The 24,376-nt window shown below is 58.0% G+C and carries 21 protein-coding genes and 7 pseudogenes; 11 read left to right on the top strand and 17 right to left on the bottom strand.

Annotated features, from left to right (window positions below; all coding sequences use genetic code 11):
- From ACW9UQ_RS10630 to ACW9UQ_RS10645, 4 genes and pseudogenes are all read right to left on the bottom strand, one after another.
- Window positions 1–495 (bottom strand): annotated as a pseudogene (locus ACW9UQ_RS10630) (hypothetical protein); the annotation flags it as partial.
- A gap of 165 nt (window positions 496–660) precedes the next feature.
- Complete coding sequence (locus ACW9UQ_RS10635) at window positions 661–1,179, bottom strand: saccharopine dehydrogenase NADP-binding domain-containing protein (protein ID WP_458931000.1); 519 nt, start codon at window positions 1,177–1,179, stop codon at window positions 661–663.
- The gene (locus tag ACW9UQ_RS10640; protein ID WP_458931001.1) at window positions 1,176–1,628 is read right to left on the bottom strand and encodes a thiol-disulfide oxidoreductase DCC family protein; all 453 of its coding nucleotides are present in this window, start codon (window positions 1,626–1,628) and stop codon (window positions 1,176–1,178) included. Before ACW9UQ_RS10640 ends, ACW9UQ_RS10635 begins: the two co-directional genes overlap by 4 nt.
- A gap of 124 nt (window positions 1,629–1,752) precedes the next feature.
- Window positions 1,753–2,364 carry a hypothetical protein gene (locus ACW9UQ_RS10645; protein ID WP_458931002.1) on the bottom strand — a complete coding sequence of 204 codons (612 nt, stop codon included), beginning with the start codon at window positions 2,362–2,364 and terminating at the stop codon, window positions 1,753–1,755.
- 215 nt (window positions 2,365–2,579) lie between these two features.
- Here ACW9UQ_RS10645 and ACW9UQ_RS10650 point away from each other — a divergent pair, with 215 nt between their 5' ends.
- The 11 genes and pseudogenes from ACW9UQ_RS10650 (at window position 2,580) to ACW9UQ_RS10700 (ending at window position 12,874) form a co-directional block, all read left to right on the top strand.
- Window positions 2,580–3,692, top strand: coding sequence for an S-(hydroxymethyl)glutathione dehydrogenase/class III alcohol dehydrogenase (locus tag ACW9UQ_RS10650; protein WP_458931003.1), 1,113 nt, complete (start codon window positions 2,580–2,582; stop codon window positions 3,690–3,692).
- Window positions 3,693–3,916: 224 nt separating this feature from the next.
- A complete protein-coding gene (locus tag ACW9UQ_RS10655) occupies window positions 3,917–4,291 on the top strand; it encodes a c-type cytochrome (protein WP_458931004.1) in 375 nt (124 codons plus the stop codon).
- 281 nt (window positions 4,292–4,572) lie between these two features.
- Window positions 4,573–6,375, top strand: a pseudogene (locus ACW9UQ_RS10660) (methanol/ethanol family PQQ-dependent dehydrogenase).
- 81 nt (window positions 6,376–6,456) lie between these two features.
- Window positions 6,457–6,960: a c-type cytochrome, methanol metabolism-related gene (locus ACW9UQ_RS10665; protein ID WP_458931005.1), complete on the top strand. Its 504-nt coding sequence runs from the start codon at window positions 6,457–6,459 to the stop codon at window positions 6,958–6,960.
- A 36-nt stretch (window positions 6,961–6,996) separates the two neighbouring features.
- A pseudogene (locus ACW9UQ_RS10670) lies at window positions 6,997–8,047 on the top strand (ABC transporter substrate-binding protein).
- Between the two features lie 9 nt (window positions 8,048–8,056).
- A pseudogene (locus ACW9UQ_RS10675) lies at window positions 8,057–9,016 on the top strand (YVTN family beta-propeller repeat protein).
- Window positions 9,017–9,141: 125 nt separating this feature from the next.
- Window positions 9,142–9,565, top strand: a pseudogene (locus ACW9UQ_RS10680) (cupredoxin domain-containing protein).
- Between the two features lie 11 nt (window positions 9,566–9,576).
- On the top strand, window positions 9,577–9,825 hold the full coding sequence (locus tag ACW9UQ_RS10685) for a PepSY domain-containing protein (RefSeq protein WP_458931006.1): 249 nt from the start codon (window positions 9,577–9,579) through the stop codon (window positions 9,823–9,825).
- 48 nt (window positions 9,826–9,873) lie between these two features.
- Window positions 9,874–10,600, top strand: a pseudogene (locus ACW9UQ_RS10690) (ATP-binding cassette domain-containing protein).
- Window positions 10,597–11,409 carry an ABC transporter permease gene (locus tag ACW9UQ_RS10695; protein ID WP_458931007.1) on the top strand — a complete coding sequence of 271 codons (813 nt, stop codon included), beginning with the start codon at window positions 10,597–10,599 and terminating at the stop codon, window positions 11,407–11,409. The pseudogene ACW9UQ_RS10690 and the gene ACW9UQ_RS10695 overlap by 4 nt, the downstream one beginning before the upstream one ends.
- Window positions 11,410–11,509: 100 nt before the next feature.
- Window positions 11,510–12,874, top strand: a complete 1,365-nt coding sequence (locus ACW9UQ_RS10700; protein WP_458931008.1) for a phosphohexomutase domain-containing protein — start codon at window positions 11,510–11,512, stop codon at window positions 12,872–12,874.
- A 273-nt stretch (window positions 12,875–13,147) separates the two neighbouring features.
- Here the strand turns inward: ACW9UQ_RS10700 and ACW9UQ_RS10705 are convergent, their stop codons facing one another.
- The 13 genes and pseudogenes from ACW9UQ_RS10705 to ACW9UQ_RS10765 form a co-directional block, all read right to left on the bottom strand.
- Window positions 13,148–13,696 (bottom strand): recombinase family protein, encoded by a 549-nt coding sequence (locus tag ACW9UQ_RS10705; RefSeq protein WP_458931035.1) that lies wholly within the window; start codon window positions 13,694–13,696, stop codon window positions 13,148–13,150.
- Window positions 13,679–13,963 (bottom strand): annotated as a pseudogene (locus tag ACW9UQ_RS10710) (transposase); the annotation flags it as partial. The pseudogene ACW9UQ_RS10710 and the gene ACW9UQ_RS10705, both read right to left, overlap by 18 nt.
- Window positions 13,964–14,082: 119 nt before the next feature.
- Window positions 14,083–14,289, bottom strand: a complete 207-nt coding sequence (locus ACW9UQ_RS10715) for a transposase (RefSeq protein WP_458931036.1) — start codon at window positions 14,287–14,289, stop codon at window positions 14,083–14,085.
- A 143-nt stretch (window positions 14,290–14,432) separates the two neighbouring features.
- On the bottom strand, window positions 14,433–15,080 hold the full coding sequence (locus tag ACW9UQ_RS10720; protein WP_458931009.1) for an SDR family oxidoreductase: 648 nt from the start codon (window positions 15,078–15,080) through the stop codon (window positions 14,433–14,435).
- Complete coding sequence (locus ACW9UQ_RS10725; protein ID WP_458931010.1) at window positions 15,077–15,766, bottom strand: DUF1045 domain-containing protein; 690 nt, start codon at window positions 15,764–15,766, stop codon at window positions 15,077–15,079. The genes ACW9UQ_RS10720 and ACW9UQ_RS10725 overlap by 4 nt, the downstream gene beginning before the upstream one ends.
- Before the next feature lie 133 nt (window positions 15,767–15,899).
- The gene (locus ACW9UQ_RS10730) at window positions 15,900–17,222 is read right to left on the bottom strand and encodes a c-type cytochrome (RefSeq protein WP_458931011.1); all 1,323 of its coding nucleotides are present in this window, start codon (window positions 17,220–17,222) and stop codon (window positions 15,900–15,902) included.
- Window positions 17,223–17,225: 3 nt separating this feature from the next.
- A complete protein-coding gene (locus ACW9UQ_RS10735; RefSeq protein WP_458931012.1) occupies window positions 17,226–18,464 on the bottom strand; it encodes a formate dehydrogenase subunit gamma in 1,239 nt (412 codons plus the stop codon).
- A gap of 145 nt (window positions 18,465–18,609) precedes the next feature.
- Entirely contained in the window at window positions 18,610–19,203 is a 594-nt protein-coding gene (gene fdh3B / locus ACW9UQ_RS10740) for a formate dehydrogenase FDH3 subunit beta (RefSeq protein WP_458931013.1), read from the bottom strand.
- Between the two features lie 14 nt (window positions 19,204–19,217).
- Complete coding sequence (locus tag ACW9UQ_RS10745; RefSeq protein ID WP_458931014.1) at window positions 19,218–22,118, bottom strand: formate dehydrogenase subunit alpha; 2,901 nt, start codon at window positions 22,116–22,118, stop codon at window positions 19,218–19,220.
- 106 nt (window positions 22,119–22,224) lie between these two features.
- Window positions 22,225–22,413, bottom strand: coding sequence for a twin-arginine translocation signal domain-containing protein (locus ACW9UQ_RS10750; protein ID WP_458931015.1), 189 nt, complete (start codon window positions 22,411–22,413; stop codon window positions 22,225–22,227).
- A gap of 34 nt (window positions 22,414–22,447) precedes the next feature.
- The gene (locus tag ACW9UQ_RS10755) at window positions 22,448–23,059 is read right to left on the bottom strand and encodes a TorD/DmsD family molecular chaperone (RefSeq protein WP_458931037.1); all 612 of its coding nucleotides are present in this window, start codon (window positions 23,057–23,059) and stop codon (window positions 22,448–22,450) included.
- A 93-nt stretch (window positions 23,060–23,152) separates the two neighbouring features.
- Window positions 23,153–23,746: a DUF3306 domain-containing protein gene (locus tag ACW9UQ_RS10760; protein WP_458931016.1), complete on the bottom strand. Its 594-nt coding sequence runs from the start codon at window positions 23,744–23,746 to the stop codon at window positions 23,153–23,155.
- Entirely contained in the window at window positions 23,743–24,300 is a 558-nt protein-coding gene (locus ACW9UQ_RS10765) for a DUF3305 domain-containing protein (RefSeq protein WP_458931017.1), read from the bottom strand. The genes ACW9UQ_RS10760 and ACW9UQ_RS10765 overlap by 4 nt, the downstream gene beginning before the upstream one ends.
- Window positions 24,301–24,376: the final 76 nt, after the last annotated feature.

The following is a 24,376-nucleotide window of genomic DNA, read 5'->3' on the forward strand; positions in this document are numbered from 1 at the left end:
GATAGGCAGGGCCGTGTGTTCGAAAGATGTCAGCGACCTCCAGTTTTGGGCGCGGCAACGCCCGGACCCGTCACTCTGACCTTCGATCTTGAAGCTGCGCCAGCAACTCGTAGGGGCTACCTCTGTGCGGATGGTCAGATCGGACATGGCTGCTTCGGCCTCGATCAGCGTGAACTCCGCCAGACAGGGCCGCGCGCCGGGGCGCAACTGGTCACGCCGCAGCAAGCTGCGTACAGCGATCCCGGGGATGTAGGGGCCTTGTGCGGCCTCTGCCAGCAGGGTCCAGCGACGTTCGGTCATTGTTGAGCCCACGCGTCCGACGACCTGCACCACCATACCGCCGCGATCGGTGCCAAAGGGCAGCAATCGCTTTGACAGCCAGTGCAGCAGACCAAGGCTGCGCAGGCCTTCGCGCAAGGGTAGCGTGCGGCGTAGCTTGGCCAGCAGTGACAGAGAACGGTTCATCACGCCCAATTCCATACCGGAGCGGAACATCACTGATCTGGCAGAAAAATGCTGCGGGAAAAGGGTCAGATCCGGGACATCCACCAGCTAGGCCGGGCGGGTGTCACCTTTGCTGAAAGATACCCGGCGCCGGTCGCTCCAACCGCGCATCTGGCGCCACGCGCCGCCGCACCATACGGCAACGGGACGACCAACTTACGAGACGATGCTTGCGATGACGGACCGGCCCCGAGGGGCGCGATTACCAGGCAGAATGGCGCTTTCGATCAGGGCGATCTCGGACATGCCCCTGGTCAGAGACGCGACAACGGCCGATGACAGGCCCGGAACACTGGAAGCCCCCGACAAAATGCAAACGCCTGCAGCGCGCGCTTCGGTATCGAGCGTGGTGATGCCTTGCGTGAACTCAGTGGAATCGCTGAGATCAAGGTAAGAGCAGCCTTCGGCGATACAGCGTTTGGGTAGCAGATAGGGGTCATCATAGCTTTGAAATGGCCCAGCAGCGTCCACGATCACATCCGGTTCCGACGCGAACAGAGGGCTTAGGTCGCCTTTGCGATCAACCTCGAGGGCCCGACAGCCCAGGCGTGTGGCCAGGGCGTTGGCCGCAGCTTGGTTCCGTCCAGCGATCCAAAGCTGGTGACCGTCCTTTATCAGCAACTCGGACAAAAGTGCACCAAATGCCCCGTAGCCGCCAAGGATGATAACCTTCATCCAATAAGACGACGTTGCAGGGCCGGGTCGGGCAGGGCGCGGAGATCGGTGCGGCCGAATAAAGCATAGCGGTTGCGCGCGATGCGGCGGTAAAGCCAGTTTCGAAGCATGCTGGGCATCAGACGCAGAGGCTGCAAAAGCCAGCCAATGCCGCCGACCTTAGCGCCAGCAACGATCATTGCGTCCATTGAGGTCAGCGCTTTGCCATCAATCAACAGCAACCAGGTTTCGGGGGCATCGGGATCAATGCGGTAATGATGCAGGACGGCGCGACCAAGGTCCGACTGGATCGGGCAGATGCGGAACTTTTCTTTCTTGTCGAAACGGGTGATCAAACGTGCCCCGAACGAACACAGGGCGAAATCGCCGTCCATGAACGCAACGGGACCCGTATCGTCAAAGGCGGGGACCTTTGGATCGTCGCGATAGGAATAGGCTGATTCAGGCATGTCATTTGCCTCCATCCTGTCCTACGGAATCTATTTGTATTCTATCCGGTTCACCAGAGGACGCGCTGTCGCAGGAACGTGTATGAAGCACTAAGGCAGTAGGTAGGGTGGGTTTCAACCCACCCTACAGCTTTACTCCTGAAGATGCGCCATGATGATACGCGCCAGTGCAAAGGCCCGTTTTTTTCAGCAGGACCGGTGTCTCGCAGACATATGTCAGTGACTGTCGGCGATCGTCAAAAATACGCGTGTCCCAGGCCAGTTCATCCTCGAGCAGTTCAATTTGATCGTAGTCCGGCGTATCCGAATTCTTAAGCTTTGCGACCTCGGCCCGCCGTCTCTCAATCTGCTCTGCAAGCGCAATCTGCTTGCGGGAGTAGCGCCCGATCCCCTGGATAAGTGCGTTGCGATCACGGTCGATTTTCTTGAAAGTCGCGGCGAAGAGCGCCGTCAGATGTGCATCAGGTGCCGCGTCGTGATCCGTGACAAAGTCTGCCACCAGCGCTTTTGCGTCTTCTTCAGAGGTACGCCGCACCGCCAGGCGTCCAGCCAGCAGGCGTATAGTATCCGACTTTATCAGCTGCTCGACATGATCGTCTATCTGCGGCCCGGCCCACATCTGGCCAAGTGACAGATGCTCGACTTTGCGCTGAATGCAGGGCCAGTCAGGATCGTCAAAGTTGGCGGCGACACCTGGTCCGGCAAGCAGGGTCATAAGGATCATAAGGTATTTCATCACTTCCCCCTGTGTCTGCTTTGCAGGCTAGGCGATCCGTTACCCCAAAGCCAGAGCCGCAATGTTGGTCATAGCCCGGGCCGCCTCACAGGTCTGCTGCGACTAAGGTCTAGTCTCGACCCGGCATTTACTGCAGGTATAGTTGCAACAGAACCTTTAGGCCCCGCCCGGCAGTTTGGCCCAGTCGCGGGAGTAGCAGTATGGGAGGAACACTTATGAGAACGCGTGCTGCGGTCGCCACCAAAGCCGGTGCGCCGCTTGAGGTGATGGAGGTCAATCTCGACGGCCCCCGAGATGGTGAAGTGCTGGTTGAGGTCAAGGCCACCGGGCTTTGCCATACAGATGAATTCACCCGTTCGGGTGCTGACCCTGAAGGGTTGTTCCCGGCCATTCTGGGCCATGAAGGTGCCGGTGTTGTTCTGGAAGTTGGCCCAGGTGTGACCTCGCTCAAGCCCGGTGATCACGTGATCCCGCTTTACACCCCGGAATGCCGGGAATGCGAATACTGTCTGAACCCCAAGACCAATCTCTGTCAGTCGATCCGGGTCACGCAGGGGCAGGGGCTTATGCCGGATGGAACCTCGCGCTTTTCCACGCTCGATGGCGACCCGATCCTGCATTACATGGGCTGTTCGACCTTCGCCAATCATACCGTCCTGCCCGAGATCGCCTTGGCCAAGGTGCGCCAAGACGCGCCGTTCGACAAGATTTGCTATATCGGTTGCGGCGTGACCACCGGCATAGGCGCGGTGATCAATACAGCGAAGGTTGAGATCGGCTCGCGCGCGGTCGTGTTCGGCCTGGGCGGTATTGGCCTGAACGTTATTCAGGGTCTGCGGTTGGCCGGTGCTGATCAGATTGTCGGCGTTGACCTGAACCCGTCTAAGAAAGACATGGCTGAACGTTTCGGCATGACTGATTTCGTCAACCCATCCGAGGTCGAGGGCGATCTGGTGCCCTATCTGGTTGATCTGACCAAGGGCGGCGCGGATTACACCTTTGATGCGACCGGCAATGTCGGCGTCATGCGCACGGCTCTTGAATGCGCCCATAAAGGCTGGGGGGAATCGATCATTATCGGTGTAGCGCCTGCCGGCGCAGAGATTTCGACCAGGCCTTTCCAGCTGGTAACCGGACGTAGCTGGCGCGGTACTGCTTTTGGCGGCGCACGCGGTCGGACCGATGTGCCCAAGATCGTCGACTGGTACATGGACGGCAAGATTGAGATCGATCCGATGATCACGCACACGCTATCGCTGGATGAGATCAACAAAGGGTTTGATCTGATGCATGCCGGCGAAAGTATCCGCGCGGTGGTCGAGTACTGACACAGGCCGGTTTGGGGCTGGAATGTAGGGCGATCCGAAACTGGCCGCTCCGCCGCGCCGATTTGCCGCAGCCCTTAAACGGTCACAGTTGGTAACAATATATTGGTCAACTCGCGGAACAGTGTCTTGTTCGGATCAGCTTATAGGTTAGTCTGAGGCAGATTTGACACTTCGGCATGACAATCCCGCTGATGCACAGACGACCAGTTAATGGAGACGATCGAATGAACAAAGCAATGATCGCCGGCCTCGGCCTTCTGGCCATGACCATGCCAGCCCTTGGTCAGGATGCCGAAGCAGGTGAAAAGGTATTTCGGAAATGCAAAGCCTGCCATCAGGTCGGTGAAGGTGCCAAGAACCGTGTCGGCCCGATATTGAACGGTATCGTAGGGGCCGAGGCTGGTAAGGTTGAAGGGTTCAAATACTCCGACGCACTTATGGAAGCCGCCGCTGGTGGTCTGGTCTGGGACGCTGAAACGCTGGATAAATTCCTGCTAAAGCCGAAAGACCTGATCAAAGGCACCAAGATGACGTTCCCGGGCCTGCGCAAAGAAGAAGACCGGGCCAATGTGATCGCTTATATTGAATCGCAATCCTAAGCCGCATTCAATTCTGAAATCTGGCGGTCGATCCGAAAGGATCGGCCGCTTTTGTTTTTGTATTCTATAGGCGCACGCAGACAAAACCCCGCGAAGGCTACGGCGACCTGTCGAGTATTCCATGGTGTACTACTTTAGCCGCAAAACCCTTTGCTGCTTGTTGACGCAGCGTTTTCTGCGCCGCTTTATGATCTCGTCTGAAGGGGCGACATCCGCCTTTTTCGCGCAACTCTCCGGGCGGGCAAAACGCACCGAAGAGATTATGAAACGGGAGGGAACTCATGAAAAAGTTGACTGCAAGCGTCTCTGCGCTTCTGGTTGCATCCGCAACGGCGGGTCTTGCGAATGATTCCGTGATGGATATCGCAAAAGACCCCACGCAGTGGGGCATCCAGACCGGGGACTATGCCAATACCCGCTATTCCGAGCTGAGCCAGATCGACAAGTCCAATGTCGGCGATCTGCAAGTGGCCTGGACATTCTCAACCGGCGTTTTGCGTGGCCACGAAGGGTCGCCCCTGGTTATCGACGGCATCATGTATGTCCACACGCCATTTCCGAACAACGTTTATGCGCTTGATCTGAATAACGAAGGCAAAATTGTCTGGAGCTACACACCACAGCAGAACCCGGATGTGATTGCCGTGATGTGCTGTGACACGGTGAACCGGGGTCGGCCCATGCCAATGGCATGATCTTCCTGCATCAGGCGGATACCACATTGGTCGCGCTGGATGCCAAGACCGGCGAAGTGAAGTGGAGCGTGGTAAACGATGATCCCTCGAAGGGTGAAACCAACACCGCAACGGTGCTGCCGGTAAAGGACAAGGTGATTGTCGGTATCTCGGGAGGGGAATACGGCGTGCATTCGCATGTCACCGCCTATGATATGGAAACCGGAGAACAGGCCTGGCGCGCCTATTCCATGGGCCCGGACGATATGATGCTGGTCGATCCGGAAAAGACCACCCATCTGGGCAAGCCGATTGGTGCGGACTCCTCGCTCAATAGCTGGGAGGGTGATCAGTGGAAGATCGGCGGCGGGTCGACCTGGGGCTGGTATTCCTATGATCCTGAGCTGGACCTGTTCTACTACGGCACCGGCAACCCATCCACTTGGAACCCCGCGCAGCGCCCGGGTGACAATCGCGGGTCGATGACCATCATGGCCCGTTACCCCGATGATGGAATGGCCAAATGGTTCTATCAGATGACGCCGCACGACGAATGGGGGCTATGACGGTGTCAACGAAATGATCCTGACGGATCAGGAAGTTGATGGCGAGATGCGCAAGCTTCTGACCCATTTCGACCGTAACGGCTTTGGCTATACGCTGGACCGCGCAACCGGCGAGTTGCTGGTGGCAGAGAAATACGACCCGGTGGTCAACTGGGCAACCGAAGTCAACATGGATCCCGAAAGCGATCAATACGGTCGCCCGCAGGTGGTGGCCCAATACTCGACCGAGCAAAATGGCGAGGATGTCAACTCCACCGGTATCTGTCCGGCGGCACTTGGCTCAAAAGACCAGCAGCCAGCGGCCTATTCGCCGAAGACTCAGCTGTTCTACGTGCCGACCAACCATGTTTGCATGGACTATGAGCCGTTCCGGGTCAGCTACACCGCAGGGCAGCCCTATGTCGGGGCGATGCTGGCGATGTATCCGGCACCGGACAGCCATGGCGGCATGGGTAATTTCATTGCCTGGGATAACATCAAGGGCGAGATTAAATGGTCCCTGCCAGAGCAGTTCTCGGTCTGGTCCGGTGCGCTGGCCACTTCGGGCGATGTGGTCTTCTATGGTACGCTTGAGGGGTATCTGAAGGCTGTTGACGCAGAGACAGGCGAGGAACTTTACAAGTTCAAAACCCCGTCGGGCATCATCGGCAACGTGATGAGCTACGAGCATGACGGCAAGCAGTACATCGCGATCCTGTCGGGCGTTGGTGGCTAGGCTGGCATCGGTCTTGCGGCTGGTCTGACCAATCCCAATGACGGGCTGGGTGCCGTGGGTGGCTATGCTGCACTCAGCGACTACACCCAGCTTGGTGGTCAGCTGACCGTCTTTGCTCTGCCGGACTAAGGCCTCGGGCAGAACTGAAACGAGGCCGGCCCCGGCGCAAAGACTTGGGGCCGGTTTTCCTTGGGAGGATACAAAAAACCAATGCTGCACAGAATTATTGCACCGCTCCTGCTATACGCAGTCGCTTTCGGCGCTCAGGCCCAGGACGCAAATATCGACGTCAACTATACCGAAGGCGGACGCTCGTTCACCGCAGATGACGTCCCCACCTACCTGATTGCCGAAGACGGCACCGTGGATTGGCCCACCTTTTCCGGTTTTCGCCGCTATCACGCCGAATGCCATGTTTGCCACGGCCCGGATGGTGAAGGGTCGACCTATGCTCCGGCGTTGAAGCAGTCGGCACTTGATATGGATTACTACGATTTTCTGGAGGTCGTCGCCTCGGGTCGGCAGAAGGTGGGTGCGTCCGACAATTCGGTGATGCCTGCCTTCGGCACCAACAAGAACATCATGTGCTATCTGGACGATATCTATGTGTATCTGAAGGCACGCGGGACGGATGCTGTTGCGCGCGGGCGCCCCGCGAAGAAGCTGCCTAAGCCGGATGAAATCCGGGAAGCCGAAGACGATTGCATGAGCTGATCAGCCATGATCGCAAGGTATATCCTGCCGGGTCTGATGCTCGCCCTATCCGGTGCGGGCGGGATGGCGCAGACCTCTGATGACAATCAGACAACCGGCCGTTTCATGGGGCAGGAGTTTGTCAATGAAACCGTGGCGGTCGAGGATGCGACGGCGGCGGCAGAGGTTTTGGACAGGCTGATCGGCGAGGGCACATATTTCATTGTCACCATGGCCGATGCCCAGACCACACTTGCGCTGGCTGATCACGCCGGCGACCGCGCGCTGCTGGTAAATGCGCTGGCCCGTGATACCGCGCTGCGCGATGATCAATGCCGCCGTAATCTTCTGCATATCGCGCCCAGCTCGGCGATGATTGCGGATGCGTTGGCGCAGTTTGCTGCTGTGAAACGATGGGATGAATGGTTCCTGATCGAGGGGTCAAACCCCGCTGACACCGAATTGGCCGAGGCCTATCGCCGCGCAGCCAATAAATTTGGACTGAAGGTGGTTGAAACCCGCGTCTTCGAAGACACCGGCGGCGCACGGCGCACCGATAGCGGTCATGTCCAGGTCCAGCGCCAGATGCCTGCCTTTACCCAATCTGTGCCGGATCACGATCTGGTCGTCGCGGCGGATGCGACAGATTATTTTGCTACCAATCTGCAATTCCATACATGGGAGGCCCGGCCGGTTGCCGGTTCCGCAGGCCTGCGGCCCGAGACCTGGCACCCGGCACAGGAAGCCTGGGGGGGCAACCCAGTTTCAGAACCGGTTCGAGAAACTGTCCGGTCGCTATATGCGGGACGAAGACTTTCAGGTCTGGGCGGCGCTTCGTGTCCTTGGCGAAGCAGCAACACGCACCCAGTCAGCCGATTTCGCCGTGCTGCGGGATTACATCCTGAGCCGCGATTTCGAACTGGCTGCCTTCAAGGGGCAAAAGCTGACCTTTCGTCCCTGGAATGGTCAGCTACGCCAGCCGATCGTCCTTACGGCTGACAAGGTTGTTGTGACGGCGTCCCCGCAGGAACAGTTCCTGCATCGCGTGTCGCGTTTGGACACGCTGGGTCTGGATGAGCCTGAATCGTCCTGCAATTTCAATGAATAGGAGGCCCGAATGCTGCGTGTACTGTTTCTGGCGCTGAGCCTGATCGCGGGTCCTGCGCTGGCCAACAAGGTTTTTGTCTCGAACGAGAAATCAAACGACATCACCGTCATAGACAGCGACACGCAGGAGGTGATCGCAACCTTTCCCGGGGGCCAGCGCCCCCGCGGCATCACGATCAGTCCGGATGGCAAGGAGCTGTATGTCTGCGCCTCTGACGACAATCTGATCCGGGTGTTCGACACAGAGACCTACAAGGAACTTCACACCTTGCCCTCCGGCCCTGACCCGGAGCTGTTCATACTGCATCCATCAGGCAATCCGATTTATACCGCGAACGAGGATGACAATCTGGTCACGGTCACGGATGTCAAAGAGCGCAAGATCCTCGCTGAGGTTCCGGTCGGTGTGGAACCTGAGGGCATGGGGATCAGCCCCGATGGCAAAGTGGTAGTGAATACCTCGGAAACCACCAATATGGCCCATTTTATCAATACCGAGGCGTATGAGATTTTCCAGAACACCCTGGTCGATCAGCGCCCGCGCTTTGCCCAGTTTACGGCGGATGGCAAATACCTATATGTCAGCGCCGAGATTGGCGGCACCGTTGCGGTGATCAATCCCGAAGATGGGGCTATCCTGCACAAGATCACGTTTGAGGTCCCGGGCCTTGCGCCTGAGGCCCTGCAGCCGGTGGGGGTACGTGTCACCTCGGACGGCAAAACCGTGTTTGTGGCCCTTGGGCCTGCCAACCGGGTTGCCGTGATTGATGGCGAAAGTTGGGAAGTACAGAAATACCTGCTGGTCGGTCAACGCGTCTGGCAGCTGGCCTTCACGCCAGATGAAAAATAGCTCTACACCACCAACGGCAATTCCAACGATGTCTCGATCATTGATGTAGACCGCTTGAAGGTCGTGAAATCCGTGCAGGTTGGCGAACAGCCCTGGGGCGTCGCCGTTAAACCGAACTAAAGCGTTTCGGGATAAACCTGAGACAAAGGATTATCCCGAAACGCAGTGATAAGCCTATATGGCGTACGCGTTTCGATTTTATGTGATGTCTCAAGGTAAACTCGAAACGCTTTAAGGGAGACGATATGAAACACCTGTTGCTGGCCGCACTTTTGGCAGCCACGCCCGCTGACGCCCATGATCTCGGCTTTGCCGGGTTGATGTCCGCAAAAAACCGCGAGACGCTGGAGCCGCTGACGTTGGCCTCGGGTCAGCCAGTTGCCAAGGCACCCTATACGTTGAAATCCGGCACTTATTACAAGCTGAAGATCATTGCGGACGGCTCTGCTGAACTGGCGCTGTCCGGCGGCGACTTCTTTCGCGCGATCTGGATCAATGAGATCGTTATCAACAAGATTGAGATACGGCCAATGGGCGTCCACAGCCTTGAATTCGACGACGAGGGCGAGGCCGAGATCAGTTTTATCGCCATCAAGCCGGGGACCTATGAGTTGAAAAATCCCGGGGTCTTCCGGCGAGTCCCAGAAAGCCGTTTTCACCATCCAATAGGAGGATAAGACATGAAAGCCCCTGCGATACTTGCAACCCTGTCCCTTGCCCTCAGCGCCCCGGCTTTTGCCGAAGGGGAGGCTGATTATCTGCCGAAGATCATGGAATTCATAGAGGAAATCGGCTGCGAAATCGACCCGGATGATATCGAGGTTGAGGACGAAGGCGGCTATGATCTTGACGATGCGCAATGCTCGGATGGACAATATGACATCACGCTGGATGCAGACTTCAATGAGACTGGCCGCCGTAAGGAATAACCTCTGACTGACGTTACACAGAGCAGGACAGATAGCGCGGGCAGGGCGGTGCCCGCGCTTGATGTGTCTTGTGTCAGCCATGCCTTTGGTCGGCTGAAGGCGCTGGATGATGTCTCGCTTTGTGTTCCGGAAGGGGCATTCGTGGCACTTCTGGGGGTTAATGGCGCGGGTAAGATGACGCTGTTTTCGCTGATTACCCGGCTTTACGACAATGTGTCCGGCGCGATCCGTGTCGGCGGGCATGACGTTCGGCGTCAGCCCGGCCCGGCGCTGGCGCAGTTGGGGGTCGTGTTCCAAAGCCGCGCGCTGGATCGCGACCTTAGCATTCGTCAAAACCTAGCCTATCACGCCGCCTTGTATGGCATCCCGCGCCGCCCGGGATCGCATCGAAGAGGTGATTGCGCTGGTCGGTCTGACGGACAAGACCGACATCCGCATTGCCGCGCTATCGGGCGGGCAAAGCCGCCGGGCCGAAATTGCCCGCGCCCTGCTGCACAAACCAAAGCTGCTATTGCTGGACGAGGCAACGGTAGGACTTGACGTGCGCACGCGGGCCGAGGTGTCGGCACTGGTGCGCCAGCTGATCCGCACCGAAGGGGTTGCCGCCCTTTGGGCCACGCATATTTTTGATGAGGTCGAGGCCGGTGATACCGTCGTTGTGTTGCATCAGGGCCAGGTGCTGCGCACGGATTCAGCCACGGCGATTGCCGGTGACGGCACATTGTCTGACGCCTTTCTAAACCTGACCGGGATGCCGCAGGAGGCATCGGTATGAGCGTGCGTCTGAACTGGGCTGGCCGCCTGACCGCCTTTCGCGGCATTGTCTGGCGCGAAGCCCTGCGCTTTACCAAACAGCGCGAACGCTTTTTGTCCGCACTGGTGCGCCCGCTGGTCTGGCTGTTCATCTTTGCTGCCGGATTTCGCGCCGTCATGGGCATCTCGATCACAGAGCCCTACCAGACCTATGTTCTGTACGAGGTCTACGTGACCCCCGGATTATGTGGCATGATCCAGCTGTTCAATGGAATGCAATCCTCGCTCAGCATGGTTTACGACCGTGAAACCGGGGCAATGCGCACGCTGCTGGTCAGCCCTTATCCGCGCTGGTTTCTGCTGACCTCCAAACTGCTGGCTGGCGTTGCGGTGTCGATTGTTCAGGTCTATGTCTTTCTGGGCATCGCCTGGTTCTGGGGCGTGGATCCGCCGATATGGGGCTATATTGCGATCCTGCCCGCGCTACTCCTGTCGGGCATGATGCTGGGCGCGCTGGGATTGCTGATCTCGTCAACCATTCGTCAGCTGGAGAATTTCGCCGGCGTGATGAATTTCGTTATCTTTCCGGTGTTCTTCGCCTCCTCTGCGCTTTATCCGCTGTGGCGGATGAAAGACAGTTCGGTGATCTTGCATGAGATCTGCCGTTTTAATCCTTTCACCTATGCCGTCGAACTGATCCGCTTTGCTTTGTATCTGCAATTCAATCTGACGGCCTTTGCCGTGGTTGTCGGCTGCACGCTGGTATTTATGGGCGGGGCGATCTTCGCCTATGATCCGTCCAAAGGGCTAATTACGCGGCGGCGGGGATAGCTAAGCGGGCCGCCGCAATTCTGTTGCAAACTGGTGATTGATTGTCGACCGCAGTCGGTATCCCGGCTATGGATTTTTCAGAGTAAAAGACGGAGCAATCATGACGGACAGCCCTTTCAAAGCCTATGACATTCGCGGCACGATTGGTCAGACCCTGACCGAGGACCGGGTGATCCGTATCGGCCGGGCTTTTGCCCAGGTGGTCAAATCGCAATCCGTTGTCATCGGCCATGACGCCCGGGAAACCTCGCCGGGATTTGCCGATGCGCTGGCGCGGGGGCTGACCTCCATGGGCGTTGATGTGATGGAACTGGGGCTGTGCGGCACCGAAGAGGTGTATTTCAGCACAGCTCATCAGGGCGCGGCTGGGGGGCTGATGGTCACGGCCTCGCATAATCCGATTGAATATAACGGCATCAAGATGGTGCTGGCCGAGGCCAAACCAATCACCCGTGAAACCGGTATGGCCGAGATTGAGAAACTGGTTCTGTCCGATCATGCCTTTGCAGAAGCGGCAGTGCATGGACACCGGCAGGCGGTTAATGACCGCGCCGCCTTTATCGACCGGGTGTTGTCGTTTATTGATCCGGCCTCCATCAAAGGTCTGAACGTTCTGGCAAATTCCGGTAATGGCGCGTCTGGCCCAACAGTGGATGCGCTGGTGGCAGAGATGCGGGCCCGCGGTGCGCAAATTGATATCGTGCATCAATATGCCGATCCGGACCCGACCTTTCCCAATGGTATTCCAAACCCGCTGCTGCCTGAAAACCATGCGGCATCAGCGCAAGCGGTTCTGGATGCGGGCGCGGATTTCGGGGTCGCCTGGGACGGCGATTTTGACCGTTGTTTTTTCTTTGATCACACGGGCGCTTTCATCGACGGCGCTTATGTGGTTGGCCTGCTGGCCACGGCGTTTCTTCGCACCCATCCGGGCGAAAAAATCGTGCATGACCCGCGTATCATCCTGAACACCCGCGATCTGGTTTCTTCGGCTGGCGGGCAGGCCATCGCCTCGCGCACGGGGCATGCCTATATGAAACAGATCATGCGCGAAACCGGGGCGATCTATGGCGGCGAGATGTCGGCGCATCACTATTTTCGCGACTTCATGTTCTGCGACAGCGGCTTGATCCCGTTTGTGCTGGCGGCTGAACTGGTTGCCTCGACCGGGACCACACTGGCCGATATGGTCAGTGAACGTATGGCGAAATTCCCGGTTTCTGGTGAGGTGAATTTCCGGGTCGCGGATGCCAGCACTGCGATTGCAAAGGTCGTTGCGGCGTATGAGGCGGATGCTATTGGCCGGGATGAAATGGACGGCGTGTCGCTGGATTTCGGCGATTGGCGCTTTAGCCTGCGTCAGTCAAATACAGAGCCTTTGGTTCGGCTGAACATCGAGTCAAAAGGGGACGCGGCGCTGGTAGAAAAGCATCGCGACAGAATTGCCGCGATGCTGCGCGATTAGGGCCTGTTAACACTATTGTCTATCGCTGAAATGTGCTAACTATATGTTATGAATGAGATAACAGAAAGCCAATACGCGCTGATCTGCCCCTACTGGGGTTGATTCCGGCTGGGTGCAGAATAGGGCGTTAAAGCGTTTCGGGATAAACCTGAGACAAAAGATTATCCTGAAACGCAGTGATAAGCCTATATGGTGTACGCGTTTCGATTTTATGTGATGTCTCAAGGTAAACTCGAAACGCTTTAAGCCCGGATCGGGGTACTGTCTTCACGCTCAGCCTCCGTTTTCGGTGAGATAACGGTAGATTGTGGCCTTAGAGAGGCTGTATTCCGCCATGAGGTCTTTGATCAGCACGCCTTGCGAGCGTTTCTCCCGGAGTTCCTTGATTTGCTCACCCGACAGCGCAGGCCGTTTTCCGAACTGGACACCTCGATCCTTGGCTTTCTTAATCCCATCCATCTGACGCTCGGCGCGGATCTCGGTCTCGAACTGTCCGATGGCGCCCAGCATGTTGAACAGGAGACGGCCGGTCGCATCGGAAGTGTCGATGTTCTGATCAATGACGACAAGATCGACGCCGTTCTCCCGCAAGGTCTCAGCGATCTGACAGAGGTGCAATGTGGATCGTGCCAACCGATCAATGCGCGTGACAATGAGTTGGTCGCCCTCGCGCACGTAATTCAGGCATTCCTTCAGTTGAGGGCGGGCGTCCGTGGTGCCACTGCGCTTTTCCTCGAAGAGCTTGTCACAGTCACGCAGCTTTTCACGCTGCACATCCAGAGATTGTCCAACTGAACTGACACGGGCATATAGATCGCAGATATCTCCGACGGCGTTTGTTAGAGCGTCGAAGGTTCGCACGGCCAAGCGTCTGAGATGGGCTTTGAGCTTGGAGAACGCCATTTCAATCGGGTTCAGGTCCGGGCTGTATGGCGGCAGGAACAGCATCCAATTGCCCTGTGCGCGTAAGAGCTCCTGCACCTTTGCGGATTTGTGGGCGGCGAGGTTGTCGGCGATCACCACGTCGCCAGGGAGCAGCACAGGGGCAAGCTGGGTTTCGACATAGGCGTCGAAGGCGGCACGGTTCATTCCGGCAGCTTCAAGCCTCCCTTTTGAGAGGTCGCGTCTGCATGCGTTTTGCAGATGGTGGCATCCACGAGAACGTATTCGAAATCCGGGTCCGTGCTTAAGGCTTTGAAAAGACTCTCTCAAACACCTGCCAGCGTCCAGCGGCGAAACCTGGAATGAGCTGTCTTCCAATTTCCCAATTCCGGTGGCAGGTCGCGCCAGGGCGATGCCCCTCTCGCCAGCCAAAGGATCGCGTCGAGGAACAACCGATTGTCTGCGCCAGTGCGGCCCCGGTCACCCTGCTTGCCCGGGACCAAAGGTTCAATGATCGCCCCCTCTCGGCAGATTGCTGCGCAATCGCCTGCCGGGCAGTGACTGCCTGTCTGTCAAAGTCCGTCTGCTCAAGATCGCCTCCCGTTTTTGATCTTGAATCAAACGAAAGATGATTTGGGAATCCCCTAAATGCAGACGCCGCCTAGTACACTTTGCTCTAAAAAGCGATTTCGCTGCCGTCATAGCTGCGAAATCCGCCGGTGTTTTCCAACGACAGGCTGGTGATCTGCTGAAACAGTCCGGCGGCGCTTTCTTCAACGTCGATATCCGCCTCACCGCCGCCCATTTCGGTCCGGACCCAGCCGGGATGCAATGCGGCCACGGCAATTCCGTCGCTGCGCAAATCCGTTGCCAGATTGCAGGCCAGATTGACCGCAGCTGCCTTTGACGCGCGATACGCCAAGGATCCGCCCGGTGCCCGCGCGCTGCTGGCCATGATTGAGGCCATGACCGCAATACGGGGGCGCTTTGCGCGTCGCAGATGCGGCAGAAAGGCCCGGATGGTCAGAAAGACGCCGGTGGTATTGACGGCCAGACTGTCGGCCCAATCCTGCGCCGTTGTTTCCTCCAGCGATTTACCCTTATCGGCATAAATCCCGGCATTGCAGACCAGAATATCCAGGGCTTCGTTACCCATGCGATCTGCGGCAGCTTTCAGGCTGGCCTCATCGGTGACATTGACGGGCCAGAGAACGCCTTCGGGCTGGCGCGCGGTGCCGATCGTTGTCAGGCCGTGTTGCCCCGCAACTTTCATCAATTCTGCGCCAATACCGCGATTGGCGCCGGTGATCAGAATCGTGGTCATGGGGTCCTCAGGGCAAAGCGGTTGATCTGGTGAAAGCGACCGTCCGGAGCCTCGCCGAACAGACAGACATCCTTGACCCAGGCAGGTTCGGGCACAGCAGGCGCAAGATGCGACTGCAACGCGGCCTGCACCGGTTGCACAATGCTGGGGTCCAGCTTGCCGGTCAGGGTGATGTGGAAGCGGAATTCATCAAGCACATAAGGGTAGCCCCAGTGCTGAAGGTTCTGCTCCTGGGCCTCGGTCAGGCCCGAGGCGCGGCGCTTTGCCAGCTCTGCCTCGGTCTGGGGCGCGCGAAACCGGTCGGGGGCCTGCACGCAGGCGGCGGAAAGCGTGGCCAGCGGTTCAGACGGGGCAGAGGGCGTCAGGGCAAGGAACCGGCCAAGGGCTGTGACCTGCAGAAGGGGCAGCTCAAATGCAGGCTGATCACAGATGTCTTGCTCAATCACCGTAACCAGGTCATCGACCGTCCCGCCCATCAGCCGAAAAGGGGGCTTCAGCGTTCCGTGCAGACCGTATTTGCGGGGTGTTTCCGACAGGCTGCTGACGGGGGCGGGCAGGCCGGGAATGTCCGGATGGGGCAACTCCTGCCCGGCAATCGTATCCCATCCCAGCCAAGCCGAACCGAGGTCATGCAACGCGCTGTCAGCAGGCGGCGCATAGTAGATCGCGTAACGCTGGTAGTCCATGCCGTATCAGTCCAAACGGACCGAGTTTCCAGAGGAGCGCTGTTGTTCGGTATACCAAATACTGCCGAGGATCGTGTTCGCGCCGAAAGCGATAACTCCGATTGCAACGAAAGCCAGAAGCATGGTGCGCATATCAGTCCCCCTTTTCCTTTTGGTCAGTGGTAGTGCGTTTCAGGAACGCCAGCAAGTCCGCGCGGTCGCTTTCTGCGACAATCACCTGCATCGGCATTTTTGAACCTGGGGTATAGTTATCCGGCCCCAGTTCAAACAGCTTGCTGATGGTTTCGTCGGTCCAGACAATATCGGTCTGACGCATAGCCTCGGAATAAGGATAACCGGGCAGGGTTCCGGCTTGACGCCCGAAGATGCTGTATAGGCTCGGCCCGGCTTTGCGGGCCGTATCTGGCGTCAGGCTGTGACAGATAGAGCATTTGCGCATGAACTGGCGCTCACCATTTTCCATTGTGGACGGATCCCGCAGGAAACTGCGCCTGTCGGTGGCCATTTGTTGATCGCTGCTGTGTTCAGCTGGCCAGACAAACGCCGCATCGTCGATGCCACCGGCCAGCAGGCGTGTCCCATCTGCACTAAAGGCCAACGCCCAGATCGGGCCGCGCAGCGCTGCCTTGAAATCATGTGCGATGCTCCAGTCTGTGGTGTCGACGGTCATGATAAACCCCTCGCCATCGCCAACCGCCAACCGTGTCCCATCGGGGTTGAGGGCAAGCGACAGGATCGGGCGGCGGTCAAGCGTCAGGTCGGCCAGTTGCGCGTTATCCGACAAACGGATCGCCCGCGTGCCACCATCGAGCGCGCCATAGGCCAGCCATCCAGCTGCCTCGTTCAGCACCAGACGGTTAATGCCGAACCCATGTCGGGCATACAGGCCCGTCTGATCACCGCTTGTGACATCCCAGCTGCGCACTGTGCCGTCAAACGTCGCAGAATAAATCGTCTGGCCATCATCGGAAAATTGCACATCATTTACGTTGCTGCCGACCTCAATCCAGCGCAGCAGGCGGGTCTCGGGCACCGACCAGACCCCGATGCGCCCATCCCAACTGGCAGTGGCCAGGGTCTGACCATCAAGACTGACAGCAAGGTCGAGGATCTTACTGTTATGTCCGGTCATCTCGGCCACAGATTCGCGGGTGTTCAGATCCCAGACTATGATCGAGAAATCATCCCCCGCAGAGGCGGCGCGTCCGTTTGGCAAAAATACTGCCGCATTCACGGCTGCCGTATGTCCGTCCAGCCAAACCGGTGCATCGGGCTGATCCAATTGCCACAACCCCAGCGCATAGTCGAAGCTGGCTGTCAGAACCGCCTGATCCTCAACCGCAATACCCTTGACCGGCCCGCCATGGCCGGAGAGCAAAACCACTTCCTGCCCATGGCTTGGCAGGGCGGGGGCGGCCATCAGGGCCGCGGCCAGAATGGCGCGGCTCAGCTTCATGGGTTATTCCGCAGGTGTCGCTTCGGCAGGCGGATCAGAAGGTGGGGTCTCGGGCAGGCCTTTCTTGGCCTGCACTTCCTCAACCCACAGGCTGTGATGCTCTTTCGCCCAATTAAGATCAACCTCGCCCGACCCCATGGCATCATACGCACCCTCCATCCCCAGAGAGCCGATATAGATATGTGCAATGATGATCGCCATCAACACGAAGGACACGATGACATGCCAGATCTGGGCATATTGCATCTCTTCATGTGGTGACAGGGCAGCGGGGATCGGCCCAAGGCCGGGCAGGGAGTCAATGCCCCATCCGCGCAGCATCTCAAATGTGTGTGCAAACAGGTGCAGTTCGAAGGGGAACAACAGTGACACACCAGATACGGCGATAGACCCGCCCAAGATGATCACCGACCAGAAGATGATCTTTTGGCCGGCGTTGAACTTCTTCGCTGGTGGATGCGCCTTGCCGATGATCCCCCCACCTTTGAGGAACCAGGTAATGTCATGCCGAGACGGCAAATTATGCAAAACCCAGAAGAAGAACACTATCACCAGGGCAATGATAAACGCCCAAGCCACGTTGTTATGCACCCATTTGGACATCTCAGCCAGCGGAGCAAAGGCTTCCTTGCCCAGAAGCGGTATGATGGCCATCCGGCCAAACAGGGTCAGCATTCCGGTTGCCGCTAAAAGCAGGAAAGATCCTGCCAGCAGCCAATGGCCGAACCGCTCGATTGAGGTGAAACGCAGAATTTTAACGCCGGACACGCCTTCGGAAATGCGGATACGGCCTCGGATCAGATAGAACAGGGCCAGCAAGACCAGCGTTCCCAGCAGCAGATACCCGCCATAGTCGCGCACCGGGCCCTCGCGCCATTGTAGCCAGCGCATGCCGCCATCCTGGATCAGAACGCGGGCTTCGGGGCCACCGCCCGAGACTTTGACATCGGCTGTGCCGTAGCGCAGTGCGCGGAATACCTCAGCATCTGAGGCACCGCCCAATGTCCCAAGCGCGCCTGTGATGCCCGCCGCACTGTCCGGGTCGCCTGTTGCATCGCGGCGAAAGCTATCATCCACTCTTTCGCCGCGCTGACGGGCCAGAATGTCTTCCAGCGTTTGCGCACCGCCGGTTTCAGCGCGGGTATCGGCTGCGGGCGCGTCGGCGTCGGTTGTCTGTGCCATGGCCGGAGAGACCATCGCAAAACCAAGAAACGCGAGAATAAGGGCGAGGGTCCTGATCATGATTGCACAGGCCTTTCTGTAATTTCTGCATTCGGTTTCCGCGCTTCAGCCCCCAAAAGGCGATTTCGCAGAAACGGCACTGCCCGGGGGTGGCCCGGGCAATGCAATGGGTTGGACGCGGCGCCGAAACGCCGCACGCCAGAGCTTAGTTGCCCTTCTGGTCGTAGGCTGTACCCCAGCCCCACGCGCCAGAGCCGAAGCCGCGGGCTACGACACGCTCGCGGTAGACTGCGGATACATCGTCGCCGTCACCGGCCAGAAGGGCCTTGGTGGAGCACATCTCGGCACAGATCGGCAGCTTTCCTTCCGCAATACGGTTGCGACCGTATTTCTGGAACTCAGCCTGGCTGTGGGTCTTTTCCGGACCACCGGCGCAGAAGGTGCACTTGTCCATCTTGCCGCGGCTGCCGAAGTTTCCGGCCTGCGGGAATTGCGGCGCGCCGAAGGGGCACGCGTAGAAGCAATAGCCGCAGCCGATGCACAGATCCTTGGAGTGCAGAACCACACCGTCATTGGTCTGGTAAAAGCAATCCACCGGACAGACCGCCATACAAGGCGCGTCCGAGCAGTGCATACAAGCGACCGAGATCGACCGTTCGCCGGGCTTGCCATCATTGATGGTGACAACACGGCGGCGGTTGATGCCCCAGGGCACCTCGTGCTCGTTTTTACAGGCTGTGACACAGGCGTTGCATTCGATGCAGCGTTCGGCGTCACACAGGAATTTGGCTCGTGCCATGTCTTTCTATCTCCTTACGCTGCGTAGACTTTACAAAGTGTGGCTTTGGTTTCCTGCATCTGGGTGACGCTGTCATAGCCATAGGTCTGCGCCGTGTTTGACGCCTCGCCCAAGACATATGGATCCGCCCCGTCAGGATATTTGTGGCGACGGTCTTCGCCCTGCAGATGACCACCGAAGTGGAAAGGCATGAAGACAACGCCTTCGCCAACCCGTTCGGTCACCATTGCCATGACCTTGACCTTGGCACCTTCGGCACCCTCGACCCAGACCATCTGCCCGTCGCGGACACCCCAGTTATTGGCGTCACGCGGGTTAATCTCGACGAACATGTCCTGCTGCAATTCGGCCAGCCAGGGGTTCGACCGGCTTTCATCGCCGCCGCCCTCATACTCGACCAAACGGCCAGAGGTCAGGATGGTTGGATAGTCCTTAGAGAAATCCTTTTGCTGGATCGACGAATACATCGTCGGGACGCGCCAGAACTTCTTGTCGTCATAGGTCGGGTAGTCTGCAACCAGATCACGCCGCGGCGAGTACAGAGGCTCGCGGTGCAGCGGAACCGGATCGGGGAAGGTCCAGACGACGGCACGGGCCTTGGCGTTGCCAAAAGGCGCACATTCGTGCTTGATCGCGACTCGCTGGATGCCGCCGGAAAGGTCGGTTTTCCAGTTGGTTTTTGGACCGGCTACCGCATCAATTTTCGCGCGTTCCTCGTCCGTCAGATCGCCGTCCCAGCCCAGATCCATCAGCATCTGCATGGTAAACTCGGGATATCCATCCTGGATTTCCGAATTGGCCGAGTAGACACCTTCGGCCAGCAGATTGTCGCCATCGCGCTCCACGCCAAAGCGCGCGCGGAAGGTCAGGCCACCCTCAGAGACAGGCTTGGACATGTCATAGAGGTTTGGCGTGCCGGGATGGTTCATCTCGGCCGTGCCCCAGCATGGCCATGGCAAACCATAGTAATCGCCATCAGCCGGGCCACCATTGGCGCGCAATGTCGTGCGGTCAAAGGTGTGCTGGTTTTCCATATGGAGTTTCAGCCGTTCTGGTGATTGACCGGTATAGCCGATGGTCCACAAAGCGCCGTTCAGTTCACGCAGGATATCTTCGACATTCGGCTCATCGTCGCCGTCCATCGCGATGTTGCGGAACAGACGCTCATCGAAGCCAAACTTCTTGGCAAGCTTGGCAATGATGATGTGGTCCGGAAGGCTTTCGAACAGCGGCTCAACAACCTTGTCGCGCCATTGGATCGACCGATTTGATGCTGTGACAGAGCCACGTGTTTCGAACTGGGTCGAAGCGGGCAGCAGATAGGCCCCGTCTTTCCGGTCATGCAGAATGGCCGAAACGGTGGGGTAGGGATCAATCACGACCAGAAGGTCGAGTTTCTCCATCGCCTCCTTCATCTCAAGCTGACGGGTCTGCGAGTTGGGCGCATGGCCCCAAAGAACCATCGCCCGGGTGTTGTCAGGCTGATCCAGGTTTTCCTTGGCTTCCAGCACACCGTCGATCCAGCGCGAAACCGGGATGCCGCGCTCGTTCATCATCAGACGGTCGGCCCCGTCGGTGCCTGCGCCTTCCATCTTGGCAAAGCGGCCCTTCAGCCAATCCAGATCCTCGCCCCAAACGCGGGCGAAGTGGGCCCAGGAGCCTGCGGAAAGACCATAGTAGCCAGGCAGGGTATCTGCCAGAACACCGAGGTCGGTCGCGCCTTGCACGTTGTCGTGGCCGCGGAAGATGTTGGTTCCGCCACCCGCAACACCCATGTTGCCAAGGGCAAGCTGCAATACGCAGTAAGCACGGGTGTTGTTGTTGCCGTTGGTGTGCTGGGTGCCGCCCATGCACCAGATCACGGTGCCGGGACGGTTATTGGCCATGGTCCGGGCCACACGTTCCAGCTGGCGACCAGGAACACCGGTGACACGCTCGGTCTCTTCCGGTGTCCAGCGGGCAACTTCTTCGCGGATCTGATCCATGCCCCAGGTACGGGTGCGAATGAACTCTTTGTCTTCCCAGCTGTTTTCGAAGATATGCCACAGGATGCCCCAGATCAGGGCAACGTCTGTACCGGGGCGGAAGCGAACATATTCATCCGCATGCGCTGCCGTACGCGTGAAGCGCGGGTCGCAGACGATCAGCGGTGCATTGTTTTCTTCCTTGGCTTTCAGCACATGCAGCAACGAAACCGGATGCGCCTCGGCAGGGTTGCCGCCGATGATGAAGATCGCCTTGGACTTATGAATGTCGTTGTAGCTGTTGGTCATCGCGCCATAGCCCCAGGTGTTCGCAACACCTGCAACTGTGGTGGAGTGACAGATACGCGCCTGGTGATCGATGTTATTGGTGCCCCAGTAAGCAGCGAACTTGCGCAGCAGATAGGCCTGCTCGTTCGAGTGCTTGGCGGAGCCCAACCAGTAAACGCTGTCAGGTCCGCTTTCTTCGCGGATTTTCAGCATCTGGTCGCCGATCTCTTCGATGGCGGTGTCCCAGCTGACCTTGGTCCATTCGCCGTCAACCAGCTTCATCGGGGACCGCAGGCGGCGCTCGCCATGGGCGTGTTCGCGGACCGAAGCACCCTTAGCGCAATGCCCACCAAGGTTGAACGGGCTGTCCCAGCCGGGCTCTTGCCCGATCCAGACGCCGTTATTCACCTCGGCAATGACAGTACAGCCGACCGAGCAGTGGGTGCAGACGGATTTGATGGTCTCAACCGCGCCGCTGACGGCAGATTGTGCCGATGCGCGGGTAACCATACCCGCATTTGCCGCAATGGCCGCCAGACCGCCAACGGCCAGACCCGAGCCGCGCAGGAACGCACGGCGATCCACGGACGTATTTGCGGCGTTTGAGAGGAGGTTTTCCGAACGGGGGCGTCGCGCAACCCCATTGGTTTTTTTCCTAAGCATTCACATTCTCCCTTGCTGGGCCCTCACTGGACCTCGCTTGGCTTTCATATGGAACGGCGGTCGGGCGTCACGCCACCGGTTGCCGGTCCCCATTACACCTGTCCGATCAGAACCGGGCAGTTTCCAGATATGTCTTGACGTGATCTGTCTTGCGAAGGCCTTCGCCAGCGGCCTCAAACTCTGCAGCTTCGACCTCTTGCGGGGTCATTGTCGCCATAGCGGCGGCTGCCGGGGCGCTAACGCCTGCAAGTTTCAGAAAGTTTCTGCGGCCTTCATCAGCCTTTTTCTCACTCATTCCTGGCTCCTTCATATTCTTTAAGTCGCTGGGTTTAGGCAGCATTTCCTGTCATGCGAAATGCTTCACGTTCGATATCGATAAAAGTACGCCCGATTGCGCCGACTGGTGCATAGAAGACAGAGTTCTTCGCGGCCTCAAGGTCCGTAAAGAAGTGCTCTGCCCAAGGAGCGATGTGCTTGTTAAAAAACTCTTGTTGGGTGGCCAATGATGCCGGGGCACCAAACCGCCCCCGGATCAGCCCTGCCATCACCTCGCAAAGTGTGGCAATGTTGTCTTCCGGCTCAAAGACATTTTCAGCACGCTGAATTTGCAAGCGGGCCAAGTCGTTGCGCAACACCGCCAGCGGCTTTTCGTTGAGGAAACCGGTCAGATAGTAGCTTGCGTAGGGCAGCAACTCCCCCCGGCCTAGTCCGACGAACAGTGCGTTAAACTCTCGCGTTACGGCTTTTTCCTTGATGGCCTTCGACACACGCGTCAAAGCATCAATCGCTTTGCCCAAGGCGCTGTCATCCCCAGTAAGGGCTGCACATTTAGCGATCAAAGAGGAGTTTGGCGGAGCGGCCAGCAATGCCCCAAGAAAGTCATAAAGATCCGCGCGAAGCACGTCCTCTTTAGTTTCAACTTTCTCGTCAAACGCCTGCACGCCGCCTCCCCACGAACTGCTTTGTCTTGATTTAGACAGTAGACCGGAACCTGCTGTTTCGCCAATGATTTTTTGCACGCTTTGGTGCATATTTTAGCTAGCATCCTCAAAATGCACTCGGATACGACGACGATAGGGTTGATCGGTGATTTCAGCTTCCATTTCAAACTCTTGCCGCGGCAAGTCCTCGTAAATTTCCTGTGGCGGCTCACTGTCCAATGTCTGACTGTTTTGATCGCCATCATCCAAAGCCACCATGTCCAGATCAGAATCGTCGATATCATCTTCCTGAACAGCCTCTGCCTCAATGTCCGGCACGTTCTTTAAAATACCGCGCCCTACCTTGTAGAGTGTCTGCAATGTCCCGGGTTTCACAAAATCCCCAGTGAAGTCATCGTCATAGTCGTTCAACCCATCCAAGCAGGCGAGAACTGGGTTTGATCGCCATAGCTTGCGCAAGGCGCGGTTGCGCAGGTGATGCGGAACGGCTTTGGCCATGAAGCCGGTGATATCATCCCCGGGCAACAGGCTGTCAGGGTCTTTCAGGCCGAGATCGGCCAGAATTTCCGCGTCTGACTTTTCGGACAGGTCAGCAGGAGGCGCTTCCGCAGGCTCGGGCATCACTTCGGGTTCGTCTGCCAGTTTTCGCCGCGACCACCTATTCAGGAAGCCTTCTTCATCGCTCATTGCAACCGTCTCCGTTTGGTCGGGGCGCGATAGACATCGCTTGTTTGTTTTATCCTGGCATCGCCGATGCCGTCCTCGACCAGTTCAATATCCTTGCGGTCGCGCCTGCGTTTCACAAAGGGGGTTTCCTCGTGATGGGCCGCGATGAAATCCCGCACCCATGCGATCAGCCCCGCTGACATCGGCACCGGTTCCACAATATCCTCTGAACTGTCACCATAATCCTGCGCCTCATAGGCCGAGGCGGTGATCAGAAACAGATCGAACGGCCGCTCGGGGTCGGTTGCAGCGCGCAGCACGACAAAGGCTTTCGGTTCTTTGGCGTTCAGCGTTTCGACATAGGCCTCCGTTTCGGTCCGATGCAGTTCCATCGTCAGGGTTGCGGCATGATATTCAACCACATCCCCCTCCCGCCGGATTTCTCGCCAGCTTGCAGGATCGGCCCCCGGCAGCACGGCGACAGCCTTCCAGGCATGTTTGGCCCAGCGGGTCACACCCGGCCGTCGTTGCACCACGATACCAACCGGCATGGAGATCATTCGTTCGTCACGCACCCTTGTCCTCGGCCCCTTGCTCTGTCTTATTGCTAGAATAATTCTAGATAGCTGGGCGCAAGTGTCCAGCAATCGC

The organism is Halovulum sp. GXIMD14793, assembly GCF_054457435.1.